Annotated in this window: 14 protein-coding genes; 3 read left to right on the top strand and 11 right to left on the bottom strand. The window is 49.6% G+C overall.

The annotated features are described in order from the left end of the window. Nucleotides 1-47: 47 nt before the first annotated feature. The 4 genes from AC1S5B_RS16935 to petN form a co-directional block, all read right to left on the bottom strand. Complete coding sequence (locus AC1S5B_RS16935; RefSeq protein WP_482036883.1) at nt 48-299, bottom strand: hypothetical protein; 252 nt, start codon at nt 297-299, stop codon at nt 48-50. Nucleotides 300-415: 116 nt separating this feature from the next. After that, nucleotides 416-1,603 carry a sulfate adenylyltransferase gene (sat, locus tag AC1S5B_RS16930; RefSeq protein WP_482036882.1) on the bottom strand — a complete coding sequence of 396 codons (1,188 nt, stop codon included), beginning with the start codon at nt 1,601-1,603 and terminating at the stop codon, nt 416-418. A 35-nt stretch (nt 1,604-1,638) separates the two neighbouring features. Then, entirely contained in the window at nt 1,639-1,884 is a 246-nt protein-coding gene (locus AC1S5B_RS16925) for a hypothetical protein (RefSeq protein ID WP_482036881.1), read from the bottom strand. After that, entirely contained in the window at nt 1,881-1,970 is a 90-nt protein-coding gene (petN, locus tag AC1S5B_RS16920) for a cytochrome b6-f complex subunit PetN (protein WP_482036880.1), read from the bottom strand. The genes AC1S5B_RS16925 and petN overlap by 4 nt, the downstream gene beginning before the upstream one ends. A 141-nt stretch (nt 1,971-2,111) precedes the next feature. Between petN and AC1S5B_RS16915 the strand changes: the two genes are divergently transcribed. Both AC1S5B_RS16915 and AC1S5B_RS16910 read left to right on the top strand, forming a co-directional pair. Then, a complete protein-coding gene (locus AC1S5B_RS16915; RefSeq protein ID WP_482036879.1) occupies nt 2,112-2,600 on the top strand; it encodes a hypothetical protein in 489 nt (162 codons plus the stop codon). A gap of 85 nt (nt 2,601-2,685) precedes the next feature. After that, nucleotides 2,686-2,970: a hypothetical protein gene (locus tag AC1S5B_RS16910; protein WP_482036878.1), complete on the top strand. Its 285-nt coding sequence runs from the start codon at nt 2,686-2,688 to the stop codon at nt 2,968-2,970. Between the two features lie 55 nt (nt 2,971-3,025). Here AC1S5B_RS16910 and cobN read toward each other — a convergent pair whose 3' ends face one another. Then, a complete protein-coding gene (gene cobN / locus AC1S5B_RS16905) occupies nt 3,026-6,784 on the bottom strand; it encodes a cobaltochelatase subunit CobN (protein ID WP_482036877.1) in 3,759 nt (1,252 codons plus the stop codon). A 77-nt stretch (nt 6,785-6,861) separates the two neighbouring features. Beyond that, nucleotides 6,862-8,346: a FecR family protein gene (locus tag AC1S5B_RS16900; protein WP_482036876.1), complete on the bottom strand. Its 1,485-nt coding sequence runs from the start codon at nt 8,344-8,346 to the stop codon at nt 6,862-6,864. A gap of 319 nt (nt 8,347-8,665) precedes the next feature. Here AC1S5B_RS16900 and AC1S5B_RS16895 point away from each other — a divergent pair, with 319 nt between their 5' ends. Next, complete coding sequence (locus tag AC1S5B_RS16895; RefSeq protein ID WP_482036875.1) at nt 8,666-10,126, top strand: hypothetical protein; 1,461 nt, start codon at nt 8,666-8,668, stop codon at nt 10,124-10,126. Here AC1S5B_RS16895 and lpxB read toward each other — a convergent pair. The 5 genes from lpxB to AC1S5B_RS16870 form a co-directional block, all read right to left on the bottom strand. Beyond that, nucleotides 10,123-11,367, bottom strand: a complete 1,245-nt coding sequence (gene lpxB / locus AC1S5B_RS16890; protein WP_482036874.1) for a lipid-A-disaccharide synthase — start codon at nt 11,365-11,367, stop codon at nt 10,123-10,125. The genes AC1S5B_RS16895 and lpxB overlap by 4 nt on opposite strands. A gap of 63 nt (nt 11,368-11,430) precedes the next feature. Further along, nucleotides 11,431-12,255 (bottom strand): acyl-ACP--UDP-N-acetylglucosamine O-acyltransferase, encoded by an 825-nt coding sequence (gene lpxA, locus AC1S5B_RS16885; protein ID WP_482036873.1) that lies wholly within the window; start codon nt 12,253-12,255, stop codon nt 11,431-11,433. A 67-nt stretch (nt 12,256-12,322) separates the two neighbouring features. Further along, nucleotides 12,323-12,862 carry a 3-hydroxyacyl-ACP dehydratase FabZ gene (gene fabZ, locus AC1S5B_RS16880; RefSeq protein WP_482036872.1) on the bottom strand — a complete coding sequence of 180 codons (540 nt, stop codon included), beginning with the start codon at nt 12,860-12,862 and terminating at the stop codon, nt 12,323-12,325. A 68-nt stretch (nt 12,863-12,930) separates the two neighbouring features. Then, the gene (gene lpxC / locus AC1S5B_RS16875; RefSeq protein ID WP_482036871.1) at nt 12,931-13,848 is read right to left on the bottom strand and encodes a UDP-3-O-acyl-N-acetylglucosamine deacetylase; all 918 of its coding nucleotides are present in this window, start codon (nt 13,846-13,848) and stop codon (nt 12,931-12,933) included. Further along, entirely contained in the window at nt 13,848-16,169 is a 2,322-nt protein-coding gene (locus tag AC1S5B_RS16870) for a BamA/TamA family outer membrane protein (protein WP_482036870.1), read from the bottom strand. The genes lpxC and AC1S5B_RS16870 overlap by 1 nt, the downstream gene beginning before the upstream one ends. Nucleotides 16,170-16,304: the final 135 nt, after the last annotated feature.

The raw sequence follows: 16,304 nt of genomic DNA, 5'->3' as shown, positions 1-16,304 counted from the left end.
TTCAAAACCTGGTCGTCGAAGGTCACGCTACACCTTGAAAATTAAATCTATTCAATCAATTCTGATTCGGGGAGAGAAAGGGCGATCGCGGTGGCACGTTTTAAGGGTTGCGAGCGCTCAATCGTTTCTGGTGCGGTAGGTTGCAGCAAAGATAGTGGAGTTGCGAGGGGCACCTTAGCGGGTTCAGCAGTGCGCTTCCAGGCATAGAGGGTGAAGGCAACTCCGATATAACCAGCAGTAAAAATCTCGGTTGCAAGGGCAAGCTGAGTTAAAACCTGTTGAGCAACTTCGTAAGACATAGCATCTATCTTTAGGATTTCCCACTCATGAGAACATATGCACGAAAGTATTGCATATCCCCTAAGGCAGTTAGCATCTAAACTTTTATGGGTGACCACGACCGCATGAGATCAAGTTATATTTCGTACTGATTTTCAGTAAACACTTTCATTGTTCGGGCTAGCTCTTTCGCAACTTGTGGGCGGGAAAATTGCGGCGGTGGCAATTCTCCCCGGCGCAGCATATCGCGGACTTTGGTGCCCGATAGATGAATCCGCTCTTCCGGCAGACTAGGGCTAGTTTTGGTCGTTGCCATGCCCTCGGTGCGAGTGCAATAAAAAGCATGTTCAAACTTCAGCGGCAAAATGCCCAATTCTTCAGGTTTAAACTCATCAAAAATATATTGAGCATCATAAGTGCCGTAATAATCTCCAACCCCTGCATGATCGCGACCCACAATAAAGTGAGTACAGCCATAATTTTTTCGCACGAGGGCATGAAAAATTGCCTCACGGGGTCCGGCGTAGCGCATGGCAGCGGGATTAATCGCCAAAATCACGCGGTCTTTCGGAAAGTAGTGTTCCAGCATGATTTCGTAGCAACGCATTCGGACATCGGCTGGAATATCATCTTCCTTCGTTGCACCGACCAGCGGGTGCAAAAATAATCCATCCACGACTTCCAACGCACATTTAATAATGTATTCATGGGCGCGATGAATTGGATTGCGAGTTTGAAACCCTACTACGGTTTTCCAGCCTTTTTCCCGAAATAGCGATCGCGACTCAGCCGGATCAATTTGGTAAAGAGGAAACTTGGAATGCGGGTCGCGCTGCAATAGCCAAATAGAACCCGCCAAATTGACTGCGCCCTGGTTATACACCACATTCACCCCAGGGTGTTTTTCTTCATTCGTGCGATAGACGTGCAGCGCTTCTTGTTTTTTGTCGTAGTGATATTTTTGCGTTAGGTGCAATACCCCCACAAAATGCCCTTTTGCGTCATCCAACCGCACTAAGCTACCTTCTTTTAGCGGTGCCGCAACCGCTTCAGCCACAGAGAGCGTAATTGGAATTGACCAAGGCAAACCATTGGCTAGCCGCATGGTGTTGACGACCGCTAGGTAATCGGCTTCTTCCATAAAGCCCGTCAGCGGACTAAACCCCCCGATCGCAATCATCTCCAAGTCTGACACAGTGCGATCATCAACCTGAACAATCGGCAAATGATCTGCCTTATCTAAAAACTCCTGCCGTTGGTCGATAGTGGCAATGCGATTGACCAATTGCCCACCGTGGGCGGCAATACTGTCGTGTTGAATCATGATGAGGGGTTAGGAATTAAGAGTTAGAAACTAAACTAGCCTTTGCGGCGGGCAGGTCGATTGGCACGTTCTTCCGCATCGCGCCGACGCAGATCGCGCCACTCCGCCAAAGTTAGATAGGCTACACCGCCGCTGACCACGAGCAGCAAGCCAAACGCTGCTAAAATCAGAACACTAAAGACAGGATATTCCACGGTTATATTTAAAGAGTCGTTCTTAGATAAATAGGCATTAGACATACCGCCTACGGACGCGCGATCACCCTGCACACGTTGACTCAAAACCCGTTGCGTGCCCAAACAACCAACGAAATTGAAAAAGTAAAGATAACCAAAAGACCAACCCAACCCAAGCTCAAAATATCCATAGGAATTTGTGAAACACTGTGATAAAACATCTTCACAACTGATCATAGTTCAAAGTGGGAATCTCAGAGCAGCAAAACATCTCACACAACTGTAGATTAATTGCAGGATAGAAAAGAACAGTAGGAGGCTGGAGAAGTAGAATGATTGAGGTGAATGAAGCAGTCCGCGCAATCAAACAGGATGATGGGTTTCATCTCAGTTGGGTAGAGCGATGGGAGTCACTCAAAGCAGGTGGAATCGGCGCGATCGCAGCCGGAATACTGTTTGTGCTATTCACCGTGATCAATCACCAGTGGCTATTCACTCCCTCTGATTCATTCACAGCCTCAGACTCTGCCAGCATGACAATCACGATTGCAGTCAGTGGAGCGATCGCTGTCCTATCAGGATTTTTGTTTGCGGTTACCTATCGCTATATCATTCGCCGCGACCAAAATGTTCATCTCAAGTCAGGAGCCGTTGCCGCTTTTGGCTTAGTGCGTGGACTGGCGCAGCTTGATATAGGCTGGCACAGTGGAGTCGCTCCCTTACTATTAATCGCCCTGCTGCTGGAAAGTTTGGTGCTATTCGCAGGAGTCAGAATGGCTTTAGATTGGGCGGTCGCTCATTCTAAAATCAAGCCATTTTGACACTGCTGCCCAGCACTCTTGGTGAGAATGTATCAAATCTTGCCCTACATGCTACGCTCAACGGAGTTATTTACCGCGCTCGCTTATGGGTAGCCAATCCACAGCCAAAACCATTTTTCTCCTCGCCTCTATGGTAGGCTGGCTGCTCGTTGGGGGAGCATTAATGTATCTTTTTCCCTGGATAGCCGATCGCCTCGTTTCCTCTGATCTCACCCATACCTGGCTAAAAACCTTGGGTCGTAGCGGGTATAATCCCATGCTGGCTTGGGTTGGAGGCGGTATCACTCTGACAGTGACCGTGCTGAGTACCCTCATCTGGCACCAGCGATTTGAAGGTAAGATTCAAATAAGAGGCAGAGATGAGTTTTAGACGGTCGATCGCTGATTCACTCTGCTCAGTCTACTCACAGTCATGGGTTGTTCTACTATTCACCCATAGTCCCCATTCGTCCTTCAATGTCGGCTTCGGCTTCTAGAGAGAGCGATCGCAACTGATCCAGCATCGCCTGATCCACAGTTTCCCACATGCCTCGTTGATGTGCCTCCAACAGTCGTTCTGCCATATCCCGTAGTGCCCACGGGTTTTTCTGCTGCACAAATGCTTGCACCTGTGGATCAAGCACATAGGCATTGGCGACTCCTTCATACATATAGTCTGCAACGCATTCAGCCGTAGCATCGTAGGCAAACAGATAATCAATCGTTGCCGCCATTTCAAAGGCTCCCTTGTAGCCATGTCGCATTGCCCCAGCGATCCATTTGGGGTTGACGACGCGCGATCGATAGACCCGCGCAATCTCCTGTTGCAGCGATCGCACCTTCGGGTTTTCTGCCAGGGAATGATCGCCAAAATACACCGTTGGGTTTTGTCCTTGGAGCGATCTCACTGCTGCGGTTAAGCCGCCCTGAAACTGGTAATAATCATCGGAATCGAGCAGATCATGTTCGCGGTTATCCTGGTTTTGCAGCACAATTTGCAGATTGGTCAGGCGACGTTCAAAGGCTTCCGGTGCCGAGTAGCCAACGCCCTGAGCGCTATAGGCATAGCTGCTCCAGTTGAGGTAGGCACGGGCAAGATCCTCTGTAGTTTCCCAGTTTTGCGATTCGATTAATCCCTGCAATCCAGCGCCATAGGCACCCGGTTTAGAGCCAAAGACTCGATATCGCGATCGCTGCTCTGCGTCTTCAGCCGTTAAGCCTGCCTGCTGCCACTCTTGGGTTTCTTGCTGCACCTGTGCTGCCAAGGGATTTTGATCAGCGGCTTCATCCAATGCCGCCACCGCCGCCACCGCTTGATCAAATAAATCAATTAGGTTGGGAAAGGCATCTCGGAAAAAACCTGAAATTCGTAGCGTCACATCCACCCGTGGACGACCCAATATCGACAGCGGCACTATCTCAAAATCAATCACCCGCCGCGAGGCACCTTCCCAAACGGGCTGTAGGCCCAGCAGCGCCAACGCCTCCGCCAAATCATCGCCCCCGGTTCGCATGGTGGAAGTGCCCCAAATCGAGAGGGCTAGGGTTTTGGGATACTCACCGTGTTCCTGGGTATAGGCTTCGACTAAAACTTCAGCCGCCTTTCGACCCACATCCCAGGCACTCTCAGTCGGCACGGCGCGAATATCGACTGAATAGAAATTGCGTCCCGTCGGCAACACATCAGGGCGACCCCGCGTGGGCGCACCAGAGGGAGCCGCTGGCACATAGCCGCCCGCTAATCCATGCAATAGGTAGGACATTTCCTGGTCGGTGTGTTGCAGATCGGGCAGGAGGCGATCGCGAATCCAGTTCAACTCTGTTGCTATCTCGTCTTGATCTGATGTATCACACTTTCCATTTAGCAATTGCTCAACCTGTTCGGCGGCGTAGTTTTCAATGATGTCGATAACATCACCGATAGTACGGGATGGAGAGGTGAAGGAATAGGGGATTGCTGGATCGGCGGTCAATGGGTCGAAGTCGAGGTTCCAGGCTTGAGCGATCGCGCGGGTCAAGCCTAACCGTCCGGGTGATGGATGGCGAGCGATAGAGACAATCAGATCGCGCAGTTGTCGTCCGGCGGGGCATTGTCCAAAAATGTGTAAGCCGTCGCGAATTTGGGATTCTTTGAGTTCACACAAATAACGATCGGCGTTGGTGATCAGTTCGGTCAGGGCAGCGGGGGTAAATTGATCAAGATCTATATCGCCTGCCATAGATTGAACTTCCTGACTGAGATTCTCTTGCTGAATCAGGGCGGTCATGCGATCACGGATCACCGCTAACCGAGATGGATCGAGGGTTTGAGCTTCGTAGTATTCATCAATCAAGCCTTCAAGCTGCTGCAAACCGCCGTAGAGTTCGGCGCGAGTCATGGGCGGGGTCAGGTGGTCGATGATCACCGCTTGCGATCGCCGTTTTGCTTGGGAACCTTCCCCCGGATCATTGACGATAAACGGATAGAGATGGGGAATCGCACCAAAAGCAACTTCGGGATAGCAATCTTCAGATAGGGCAACGCTTTTACCAGGCAGCCATTCTAAGTTGCCATGCTTCCCCACATGGACGATCGCATGGGTGCCAAAGTCTGATCGCAGCCAGTGATAAAACGCCAGATAGTCGTGGGTCGGTTCTAAATCTGGCGCATGATAGTTGAGTGCTGGATCGGTGTCATATCCGCGTGAAGGTTGAATGCCTACGAAGATATTACCCAGTTGAATTCCTGCGATCGCAAATGAGTCTTGGGCATCTCCCCAGCGTTGTTGAACCTGAGTTTTTACGGTTTCCGGGAGGGTGTCAAACCAAGCTCGATACGATGAGATCGAAAGTGTTTGTTTAACCGGATTCATTCCTTTCGTTTCGGGATCATTCGTGATGCCTGCGGTGAGTCGTCGAATCAATTCATCATCATTTTTTGGAATGTTTTCAACGTGATATCCAGCCTGTTGCAGTGCGTTGAGAATTGCCACACAGCTTGCTGGCGTATCCAGCCCCACCCCATTGGCAAGGCGACCGTTGCGGCTAGGATAGTTGGCTAAAATCAGCGACACTTTGCGATCACCCACCTTGGTCTGCCGCAGTTTCACCCAATTTGCCGCTAAGTCTGCCACAAACTGAACGCGATCGTCCACAGGCTGATAGTTCAGCACCTCCGTTTCTAATGCGGCATTCCAGCCCTGCACTGCCTTAAATGAAACCGCACGGCTAATAATCCGTCCATCTACTTCTGGCAATGCCACATTCATCGCCACATCACGGGGAGACAAGCCGCGCCATTCCTGTTGCCACTGCGCCAGCCCGCCTCCACTCAGAATCACTTGCAGCACAGAAACATCTAACCGTTGCCACAATTCTGGAAAATCAGAAGTCGTTTCACCGCCCCGCTCTCGTTCTCCCAGTTGCGCCAGAGAAAAACTGGTGGTATTCAGCAACACTTGAATGCCAGCTTCATCTTTGGGACGGAAGTAGTGCAGTAACTCTGCTTGAACATCAGGATCTCGCAGCGACGAGACAAAGATAGGCACAGGGCATATATCGCGATCGCTCAATGCTTGACACAGCGCATCGATTGGAGCCAGATTACCCGCTAAATAATGCGCCCGGTAGAACACGATCCCAACTTGAGGTGAATTCTGAATCGCAGGTGGAATTAGGAAGGGATAGATCCCGGCAGATGGTACAGGTTGTGGCGGTTGATAATCATAATCATGGGATACGCCGTGATGTGCCAGCCAGCACAAAGCATTGACCATGTTCTCTACGCCGCCCTCCAAAAAGTAGCGCCAGCATTGGTTCACTTGGGCGATCGCTAAAGTGGAATGGCTAATCAGCGTTGGATCAGGTTGGTTATCTCCCGGCAGCACAATCAGCATGGCTCTAGTCCGTTCGACCGTTTCACGCACTACTTCCAAGCCATAAGACCAGTAAGAACGACCGCCCAATAGCCGCAGCACAATCACTTGTGCGTGTTCTAAAACGGTTTCGGCGTAGGTGTCGATCGACAATTGCTGCTGAAGTTGTAGTAAATTGACGACCCGCAGAGCCGGAAAGTTGGCGGGGAGATAGGGCATCGCTTGGGCGATCGCGCTAATGTCGGTATCCGCTGCGGTAATCAACACAATCGGCGCAGGAGTTTGATCCACAAAGATCACGCCATCTGTGTCAGGAGTCCAACCGCCCGGAGTGGCTGCCAATCTATGCATAATATCTTTCTAGCGAGAGCGACTCTTGAACGTGGTTTATCGTAGGTGACGCACTCCTAGCAAAAAGCAGGCAACAGCTAGGGATCTGGACGTGCAGGGGACGGATCCGGTAGGGTTCCCAAACCAGGCTGCACGGACGGCAGATCCAAATTAGGAGTAACCTGTGGCGCTGTAACAACATTTGCCGCCGGAACCGCAGGAGTTGCAGGAACCGCAGGAGTTGCAGGAACCCCAGCCCCCCCAGGAATCGCTGGAACTGCCGGAATCGCCGGAATCGCTGGGGCGGTGGCAGTAGGGATACTAATAACGGGTGTTGGCAGAGGCGTAACAACAGGTGGAGAAATTGCTGAAGCAGGCGGAGTGATAGGCGGAAGTGCAGCAGGGGGTGGTGCGGGCGGAGCAGAAGGAGCAGGGGCAAACATGGGCGGCGTAGGGGGTGTTCCTACAGCTACAGGCGGCGTTATCGGAGTCGGTGCGTTAGGTGGAGTAGCAGGTGCGCTGTTGGGCGGGGTAACTGGAGGAATCACAACTTGGGGCGGCGGTGTTACGGGAGCAGGGCTTGGGCGAGAGGGGACGATCGCTGGAGCGCTAGGTTGAGTAGGTATTCCTGAATTGATAGGCTGCACAGGCACAGCCGGTAGGGTAGGTTGTTGCGGTGGGGATGAAACTCCGGCAGGCATTTGGAATTGCTGATTCGGGTCACTATACTGTTTTAAAGTAGCTAGTACGGCAGACCATTCGTAGGCGGTTTTATTCGGATCATAGCCTGCAATAATCGACAGGGGCGCAGTTCCAGAAGTGGCGACCGGCAGGGAACTACCAGGACGGTTTTCAGCCGACAAAGCCCAAGGTGGAGTATTCAAAACGCTTTCTGGCTTATTGTTGGCAAATACTTGAGCTTTTCGAGGTGCTGCCATTTCTTGCCCAACAGCTTCTAAGCCCTGCATATCGATATCTTTCACTAACGGGCTAGTGTCATAAAACGCTTTTAAATCAAAATCGTAAATGCCTATTTGGTTTTGATATACCGTTCCTAATTGTCCAGCTTTCAAAACATAAGTTTGGGAACCATCCGCATTAGAAATTTCGATCGCACTATCCGTTAAAGCGCCAACGATAGTCACTCCCGTATCTTCAATATAGCGAACAAACAAAGCAGAACCCCGGATTCCAGCCACTGCATTAGGGGTTTTCACCTGGGTTCTTCCTCGACCCGGTGGAATCAAAAGCAGCACGGTTCCCTTCTGCAAACTCAGGTTGCGAGTATTTGGAATGAAGCGAAAAATAGCTTGTTCCCCAATTCTTGCAAGAGAATTATCGTTAAAGCGAAGCTCTGCCATTGCTTTACGATAAGTCTGTAGTGAATCGCCTGGAGTCATATTGTCTGCTTTTTTGGCAGGGCGCGACTTCGGTTGTTCCTTGAGAAAAAGCTCAACCTGGTTCCGTAAATCCCGAACTGTTGCACGGGTTAAAAAGGTCTGAGCATTGGCTGTCAGGGGAAATGACAGAATCCCAGAACTGCAAAAAGCTACTGCAAAGGTAGTGAGAAGTTGCTTATGCATAAACCTCCAAGCGTTTTAGGCTGTTTCATACAAACTTTAACCTAATTATAAAATTAGGCAATACTCATAAAGGTACACCCATAATAGCTACGTAAATTTTCTGAGAAGTTTGATGGGTATAAACTTGATGAAATCTTCATATTCAAAAAAGAAAGATTCCTCAATCAGAATTTGCGGAAATCAATCAAATCCCTATGAATACTACTTTTGAGTGATGCGATCGCATCACGTTTTCTGAACTAATATCTCTATGCTCTTATGAATAGAAAAACAGGCACCCAATTGATAGTAATCTTCTCTGTACACAAATAATTGCTTGGTGAATCATCTCAGTAGTTTCACGGTTTCTAATTTGTTATTTTGTCTCAGTCTGAAGCCCCTTGCCTTCCAGATCTCCCTGTCGCGCTTCAAACAAGGGCAACGGCTTCTCCTCTGGCTAATTAGCTTATTAGGGTTAGGAGTCTATCCTGCGAACGGTGCCCCACTGAGAAACTCCCTGCCAAGTGATACGGCTGCAACTCAACACGCATCCACTTCTCTAACTCTCATGCAGCCCACTCTCATGCAGCCTAGTTGGCAAGATGATAAGCCGTCCTTATCTTCAAGTTCTTTTGAGCTTCTTGCCAAGTTGCAGCCGATGAGGATAGATCTGGAGAAAACGACTCTCCCTATGCAACCTACTACAAAAGCTGCTTTTGAGTTAGCTAGGAATTCTCGCAGCGCAGCCAGTCTAAGACTATCTTCCAAAGCGTCTCCAGTCATTTTTGCTGCTAGTAAGCTCAAAGCCTTAGACCCTACTGATATTGAAGTGCCTTTACTCGAATTGGAGAGCGATCGCCCTCCTGAAGCGCCTCAAACTAGCACCGCAATTCAACCGATTTTGGCGATCGATCCTGACTTAGGAAATCTACGACTGCAAGAATCGCCTGATCGTCTTGTTGTTCCTGGCAATCCATCCAATCCCAGTAGCCCATTTGTGCCGCCGATTCCCATCGGGTGCGATCCAGAATTAGGCTGTTTGCGGTTACAAAGCCCCGTAAGCACTGCCGTACCTACACCCGTCATGTATCTACTGCCACGGCTAGATGTTTTCAGAAGCAGTAATATTTTGGCTGGATTAAACCCTGTGGAGGATAGTTTAATCAGGCCCGCTGTCTCTTTGCTGATTTTGCCAGCTTTAGGATCTAGCACTTACCTCAATTTTTCAGCAGAAGGAGCGCTAAATCAGTATTTCAACTTAACCCAATTTAATTACAGTGAATTAAAGTTGAAGGCTGGCATTTTTCAGCGCTTATCACCCTCCATGTCAGCAGAAATTGGCTGGACAAATCAACAATTTTTTATCTCAAATGATCAGATTTTTGGACTGCCAGCCGGAACTCGTTTTTTGAATGATCATTCCATTCGCTTTGAGCTAAGCCGCCAAGATCGACTTGCCAAAAATCTATCGCTTAATTCGTTTTATCAGTTTCGCATTAGTTTTGCTGAACCGAGCGATCGCTCTCGGATTATTAATGTGATGGCACTTTCCTTAAACTACAGTCTCAATCCCCGCCTTCAACTTGGGTTAGATTATCAATTTGCATCCGCTAACTTCACGACGCAGCCTCGAACTGATTTATATCATCAAGTGCTGAGTAGAATTAGCTATAGCGCCTTTCAAAACACACAAATTAGCTTGTATGGCGGCATCAGTACCGGTACTTCAACCGAATCTACAATCAATTTCAATAGTTTTTTGCTAGGGATCAGCGTCAGTCTAAGTCTAGTTATTTTCTAATTGGACTTAGCAGGCAATAACTCTAAAATCTCCTGCGCCGCGCGATCGCAGGCTCCCGGTTTACCCAATGCTTCAGCCATGGTTTGATAGTTTTCCAGCATGATTTTCCGCCGCTGAGGGTTTAGCAGCAAGTCGAGGGACTCTTGAAGCAGATTTTCTGCGGTAGCCTGTTCTTGCAAAAACTCCGGCACTATCTGTCTCATCAGCACTAGATTTGGAGGAGACACAAAGGGCACTGCAAACTGGAGTACTCGGTTTAAGATCCAGGCAGTGACTGAGTTCACTTTGTATAAAACGACCTGTGGCACGTTTAATAGTGCAATTTCTAAGTTAACGGTGCCTGATTTTGTGATGGCTAAATCTGCCGCTGCGATCGCCCTCAACGTAGTAGACGCATCACTGCGCGGATCAGTAGGTTGAGCTTGGTGGGATGAATCCTCTAGCACCGTTGCCCGGAGTCCGTAGGTTTGAATCGCCTGCTCGATCGCAGGGCGATATTTTTCTAGAGCTAAGGGAATCCAAAAATGAATTTGGGGTAGCTTGCTTTGCAGGGCTTGAGCCGCTTGGCAAATGACGGGCAATAAGTAGTGAATTTCCTGCTGGCGAGAAGCGGGTAACAGCACTACCGCAATTTGGTCGGGGGGAATCCCTAGTGCGGCACGAGCGGTTTCGCGATCGGGTGCCGTTTGCAGGCGATCAATCAGGGGATGCCCCACCCAACTGACCTGTGCCCCCTTTTTTTCAAAATAGCGCGCTTCCTCTGGAAAAATTGCCAGCACTCGCCGAGTTGCCCGTACAATCAAATCGGATCTAAAAAACTTAACGCCCCAAAACCAGTCGTCTCCCCACACCCATTCTTGCGGCGCGATGTAATACACCACAGGAATTTGAGGAGAATGGGTTGATAAATAGTCACAGAAGGCAAGATTGGGTCCCATATAGTCGATTAGAACGATCAGATCGGGGGGATGCTGTTTGAAATAGTGTTTAACCTGACGCTGCACTTTTAGCACGGGCAAGACAAACTGCAGAGATTCAATAATGCCAATCGAGCCGATCTCGCTGGTATGTCCTAGCAGGTTTGCTCCGGCTGCCGCCATGCGATCGCCACCCAACGCCAAAATTTCTAGCTGCAATCCACTTGCTTGAGCGTGCCGCTGCAACGCTTCTATTAAAAGTGCGCCTTGCATATCACCGGAAATTTCACCCGTACTGATAAAAATGCGTGCAGTGTTGCTCATGAGATAGGGAGTAACCAGTAAGGGCAGGGGCGATCGCCCGTTGCAGTGGGCATTGCTTAGCGTCTATTCTTCAGTTTCATCAGATTTCGCGCCTGGAGTAGCACCGCGCCGTCCTTCTTGTTTGGATAGCTTCAGAAAGTGATGCAGATGTTGAAGAAGATCATTATCTAGTAAAGTTTCTAATTTTTCGATCGCATCGCTGAGGGTCAAATCAGAGCGATAGAGTATCCGAAATGCTTGCTTTAAGGATTGGAAGACTTTCCCGTCCTCTATGTCCATCAGCCCTGCTCGTTTAAGACCCACCAAATTGAGTGATCTCACCCGTGCAGCATTTCCTTCCGCCAACATATAAGGAGGAACATCGCGCGTGATCCGACTCATCCCCCCAACCATAGCCAGTCGCCCAATCCGCACGCCTTGATGAACTCCACTCATTCCACCAATTCGCGCTTGCGATTCAATATGCACATCACCCCCCAAAGACACTGCATTAGTGATGATCACATCATTTTCAATCACACAATTATGGGCAACGTGGGTATACGCCATCAGCAAATTGCCGTTCCCAATGAGGGTGATCTCATCCGCATAGGTGGCACAGTTAATCGTGACATATTCTCGAATGCGATTATCGTTGCCAATCTTAACCAAGCTTTCGGTGCCGTCATATTTCTTGTCTTGAGATGCTAGACCGATCGCGGCTCCTGGAAAAATTTGGTTCCGCTCTCCAATTTCTGTCCATCCATCCAACACCACATGGGAACCGATTACGGTCTCGGCTCCCACTTTCACCTTGGCACCAATTACGGCGTAGGGTTCCACCGTCACAGTAGGGTGTAGCTCGGCTCCGGGGTGAATAACTGCGGTTGGATGAATCAGAGTTACCATAAAAGTAATAAGTGGTTAATGATGAGCCTTTAGATCAAGAGTTAGAAAACTCGAAGCTCAAGTCGCTCTAGTCTACCAGCGAAAACATGAATTCCCCTTCGGCGGCAAGTTGCCCATCGACTTCAGCCCGCCCTCTCATTTTGCCAAACCGACGGCGTTTGACGCTGATCAGTTCCACCGTCATGATCAGTTGATCACCGGGAACAACGGGGCGACGAAACCGAACGCCATCGATGCCTGCAAACATAAATAAACCGCCTTGAAGGTCTGCCATTTGGGTTAGCACGATCCCGCCAACCTGCGCCATTGCTTCCACAATCAGGACACCGGGCATAATTGGACGACCGGGAAAATGCCCTTGAAAATGGGGTTCGTTGAAGGTGACATTTTTAATCCCTACAGCGTACTTTCCAGGGACATAATCAATGATGCGATCAACTAATGCAAATGGATAGCGATGAGGCAAGAGTTTTTGGATCTCTTCAAGCGATAAGACAGCTTTGCCAGATGCCACGGCATCCATTAAAGCGCCTGTTTCAGCTTGAGTAGGAGCCTGCCGATGGGTGGGGGCTGTATCAGCAGTATTAACATCAGTAAGAGTTGACATGGGCGAAGTTTAATAAGCGTGCGACGTAGAGACGTGGAATGCTGGAGATGTCTTAGTTCCCGACCTTATCATGATTGTGGCGTTACAGGCAGCTTGATTCGGAGGGTATTCAGCGATCGCGCCAGTTGGGTATGCAAAGAATGGCTGGCTTTGTATGCCATAAAGTGGGCGATCGGAAATTCCGATAGACTCAAATCTCCGATCAAATCTAAAAGTTTGTGACGGGCAGGCTCATTTGTAAATCTCAATGGTGGATTGATCCATCCTTCAGTACTACAGACCAAAGCATTCTCTAAACTGCCCCCTTTAATCAATCCATTGGCACGCAGATACTCAATTTGATGGGCTAAGCCAAAGGTGCGAGCCGGGGCAATTTCAGCGGCAAAGGATGAGTTAACCGTAAAATGAGCCGCATTGGGCGACCAGCTATGCCACTGATTCCCGATCGCCGCCAGGTCAAAATCAATCCCATAGGTAAATCGCAGTTCAGCCGCCGGAAGCGCTGCCACAAAAGCATCGCCTTCCTGAATCCAAACGGGAGACTGCAACGACCAGACTGAGCGAGGTGCGGTTTGAGCAATAACCCCAGCTTGGGCGATCGCCTCCGTCCACCCTTGCGCTGAGCCATCCAGCAATGGAGCCTCTGCCCCATCAATTTCAATTCGAGCATTGTCTACCCCCATGCCCACCAACGCCGCCAACAGATGCTCCACCGTGCGAACCGTTGCCTCACCCACACCAATCTCAGTGGACAGCATGGTTTGACCCACCGCATCAATGTGGGCAGGAATTTCAGGAGCATTGGGTAGATCAACTCGGATAAACCGCCGTCCTGAGCCTGAGGGTGCTGGCAACACACGAACTTGGGCTAACAAACCCGTGTGTAGCCCTATCCCCGACTGAATAAACTCACTCCCCAAGGTGTGCTGAACCAAAGTCGAGGATGCCAACACTTGATTTGCGTGACTTTGGACTTCTGCCTCCATTAGAATCGCTCCCCAATACCGAAGTTAATCCGAGTATCGCCTTCGTCGTTAATACCAAAGTCTACTCGAATTGGACCCAGGGGAGATTGAACCCGAACACCCGCGCCATAGCCATACCCACTACCAGGTTTGCCCCGAATCCCCCCTGGATTGCCTGGAACTAGCCCTTGGGAACCAAAGCCATAAGCTCCGTCTACAAAAAGGGCACCTGAAAAGATAGAAATAATTGGAAAGCGATATTCAATCGTTCCTTGAACAAACGATCGCACGGCAGCGAGATCTCCCTCGTCATAGCCTCGGACTGAGTTTGCACCGCCCAACGGAAACGCTTCATAGGGAGGCAGATCGCCAATGTAGTTGCCTCCTTGAATGTTAAAGGCAAAGGTTTGTGGACAATCGTTTGGTCTTGGATTCACAATCCGACAGCCTTTAGAAATGCGAAGTAGCTGCACTGGAATATAAAAACTGTAATTTCCGCGAAGGCGATTAAACAAGATATTGCCCGACCCAATGGGAATGGATTGCTCCGTTCCTAGCCTTAAAAATGAGCCTTTAGTAGGTCTAGTCAGATCATTACGACGGTCTTGAACAATTCCAAATTGCAGCGCTAATAAATCATCCCGTCCAGTACCGCTAAAGCTCAAATTGTTTCCAAGCTCATCCAGTGGGCTTAAGTCGCCATCGCGATCGCGAATCGAGACCCGCTGATATTGCAACCCTAACGATGCAGTCCACTCCGCTCGTTGAAACACATTGCGACTCAGAGGGCGCGTAAAGCTAATAAATCCGCCCGATCGCAAAATCCGGGGAGTTTCACCATTGGGTAAGTTCACTTCTGGATCGCCGCCATCAAAAATTAGCGAGATCGTGCGTCGCCGGAAAAGGTTGAGGGTGTAAGACGTACGGTATGGATCGCCCCCAATCCAGGGATCGGTAAAACTTAAGTCAAACAGGAGTTCCCGTTGTCCAATCTGCACTTCAGCCGAGAGTTTTTGGTTGTTGCCACCCAAGTTTTGCTGTTGATATCCCACCGACCCAAACAAACCGCTGGCAGAGCTAATCCCGGCGCTGGCAAAAATTGATCCAGCATTCTTCTCCGCCACATTGGCAACGACCACCACTTTGCGGGGGTCAGTCTCGCTCGGCTGTAGCGATAGCCGCACATCTTCAAAAATCCCTAACCCAAAAGTGCGCTGTAAATCTTGTTCAACAATTGCCCGATTAAAAATGTCTCCCGGCTTGGTTTGAAATTCGCGGGTAACAATAAAGTCGCGAGTGCGTCCTCGAATCGGGTTGCCCTTGGCATCTTTATCATCCCCGTCTTTGTTAATGAAACGAACTCTAATTCCTTCGACTTCACCCTCAGCCACTTGCAAAGTGACAATGCCTTCCGGGGTGACCGCTGGAGAATCTAAAACCTGCGCCAGAACATACCCGTTCTTTTGATACCATTCGTTGACCTTTTTGATGCCGTCTTGCAGGCGATTCAGGTTCAACACTTGACCGTATTGTTCGCTGAAAGCCTCGGTTAGAATCGCCTCTGGCAAAACTCGATTGCCGTCAACCTTGACGGATTGCAGCACCGGGTTGACCTGTACTTCAAACGTCACCCGCACTCCCAAAGGCGTATCTTCAGGCACCGCTTTTACATTTGAGAAATAGCCAGTCGCAAAGATGGCATTAATGTCTTCTTGAAGCTGCGATCGCGTTGTGGTGCGTCCGGGCTGAGTTTTAATGACTCCATACACCTCGTCTTGCAAGGTTTGGTCGGCTCCCTTGATCAACACTTCGCCAACCAGCACCCTAGGCTCAGCTTCGGTGGAACCAGCAGGGGCAGAAGGGGAAGGAGCGGTAGGGACAGCAGGATCGGTGGGAATGACAGGATCAACAGGAGTGGCTTCTGGCGCGATCGGAGCGCTAGGCGAGGTCGGCAGTTGAAAGGTTGGTGCAGTTTGTTGAGGTGCAGCGGGCGAAAGCGGATTAACCCGAATTCGATCAGGAGACTCTTGATCTGCATTTTGGGCAACCAGAGGCGGCGTAGTCAGCAAATCTACTGGAGAAAGCGAGGGCGAATCGGGAGTAACAACAATTTCACTATCAATCGGCTCACTCAAATCACTGTCTAAATTTTCTGGCTGCGTTACCGATCGCAACGATAGATCTGTCGCGATCTCCTCTGTGACAGCAGGCTGATCTGGAGTAGCTTGAGGGGCAGCTTGCGCTTTGACAGAGTGGGATAGTCCAACGGTTGCAGAAGCCGCCAGGAAAGCTACCAATAAGGGAGATAACCGCATCTTGTTCACGCTATATTGCACAACCACACACCAAATCCTAATTAAAGCAGGATATAGAAAACACGTTTAATTGAACAGCAATGGAAAAACTGTAAAAAGTAAACCGTCAAATTTTACCGCATCAGTGCGTACCAATACTTAACATACTCGCTAAGTTTGATT

Source organism: Leptolyngbya sp. CALU 1928 (assembly GCF_056784215.1).
Note: the sequence above shows the minus strand (reverse complement) of the source record. Positions and strands in the feature narration are given on the sequence as shown.

Bases quoted from the DNA above. Each gene is read 5' to 3' on its own strand.
- AC1S5B_RS16915 (WP_482036879.1), top strand. From the start codon at position 2,112: ATGATTGAGGTGAATGAAGCAGTCCGCGCAATCAAACAGGATGATGGG.
- lpxA (WP_482036873.1), bottom strand. From the start codon at position 12,255: ATGGTAACTCTGATTCATCCAACCGCAGTTATTCACCCCGGAGCCGAG.
- cobN (WP_482036877.1), bottom strand. From the start codon at position 6,784: ATGCATAGATTGGCAGCCACTCCGGGCGGTTGGACTCCTGACACAGAT.
- AC1S5B_RS16910 (WP_482036878.1), top strand. From the start codon at position 2,686: ATGGGTAGCCAATCCACAGCCAAAACCATTTTTCTCCTCGCCTCTATG.
- lpxC (WP_482036871.1), bottom strand. From the start codon at position 13,848: ATGGAGGCAGAAGTCCAAAGTCACGCAAATCAAGTGTTGGCATCCTCG.
- AC1S5B_RS16935 (WP_482036883.1), bottom strand. From the start codon at position 299: ATGTCTTACGAAGTTGCTCAACAGGTTTTAACTCAGCTTGCCCTTGCA.
- petN (WP_482036880.1), bottom strand. From the start codon at position 1,970: ATGGATATTTTGAGCTTGGGTTGGGTTGGTCTTTTGGTTATCTTTACT.
- AC1S5B_RS16900 (WP_482036876.1), bottom strand. From the start codon at position 8,346: ATGCATAAGCAACTTCTCACTACCTTTGCAGTAGCTTTTTGCAGTTCT.
- lpxB (WP_482036874.1), bottom strand. From the start codon at position 11,367: ATGAGCAACACTGCACGCATTTTTATCAGTACGGGTGAAATTTCCGGT.
- sat (WP_482036882.1), bottom strand. From the start codon at position 1,603: ATGATTCAACACGACAGTATTGCCGCCCACGGTGGGCAATTGGTCAAT.
- fabZ (WP_482036872.1), bottom strand. From the start codon at position 12,862: ATGTCAACTCTTACTGATGTTAATACTGCTGATACAGCCCCCACCCAT.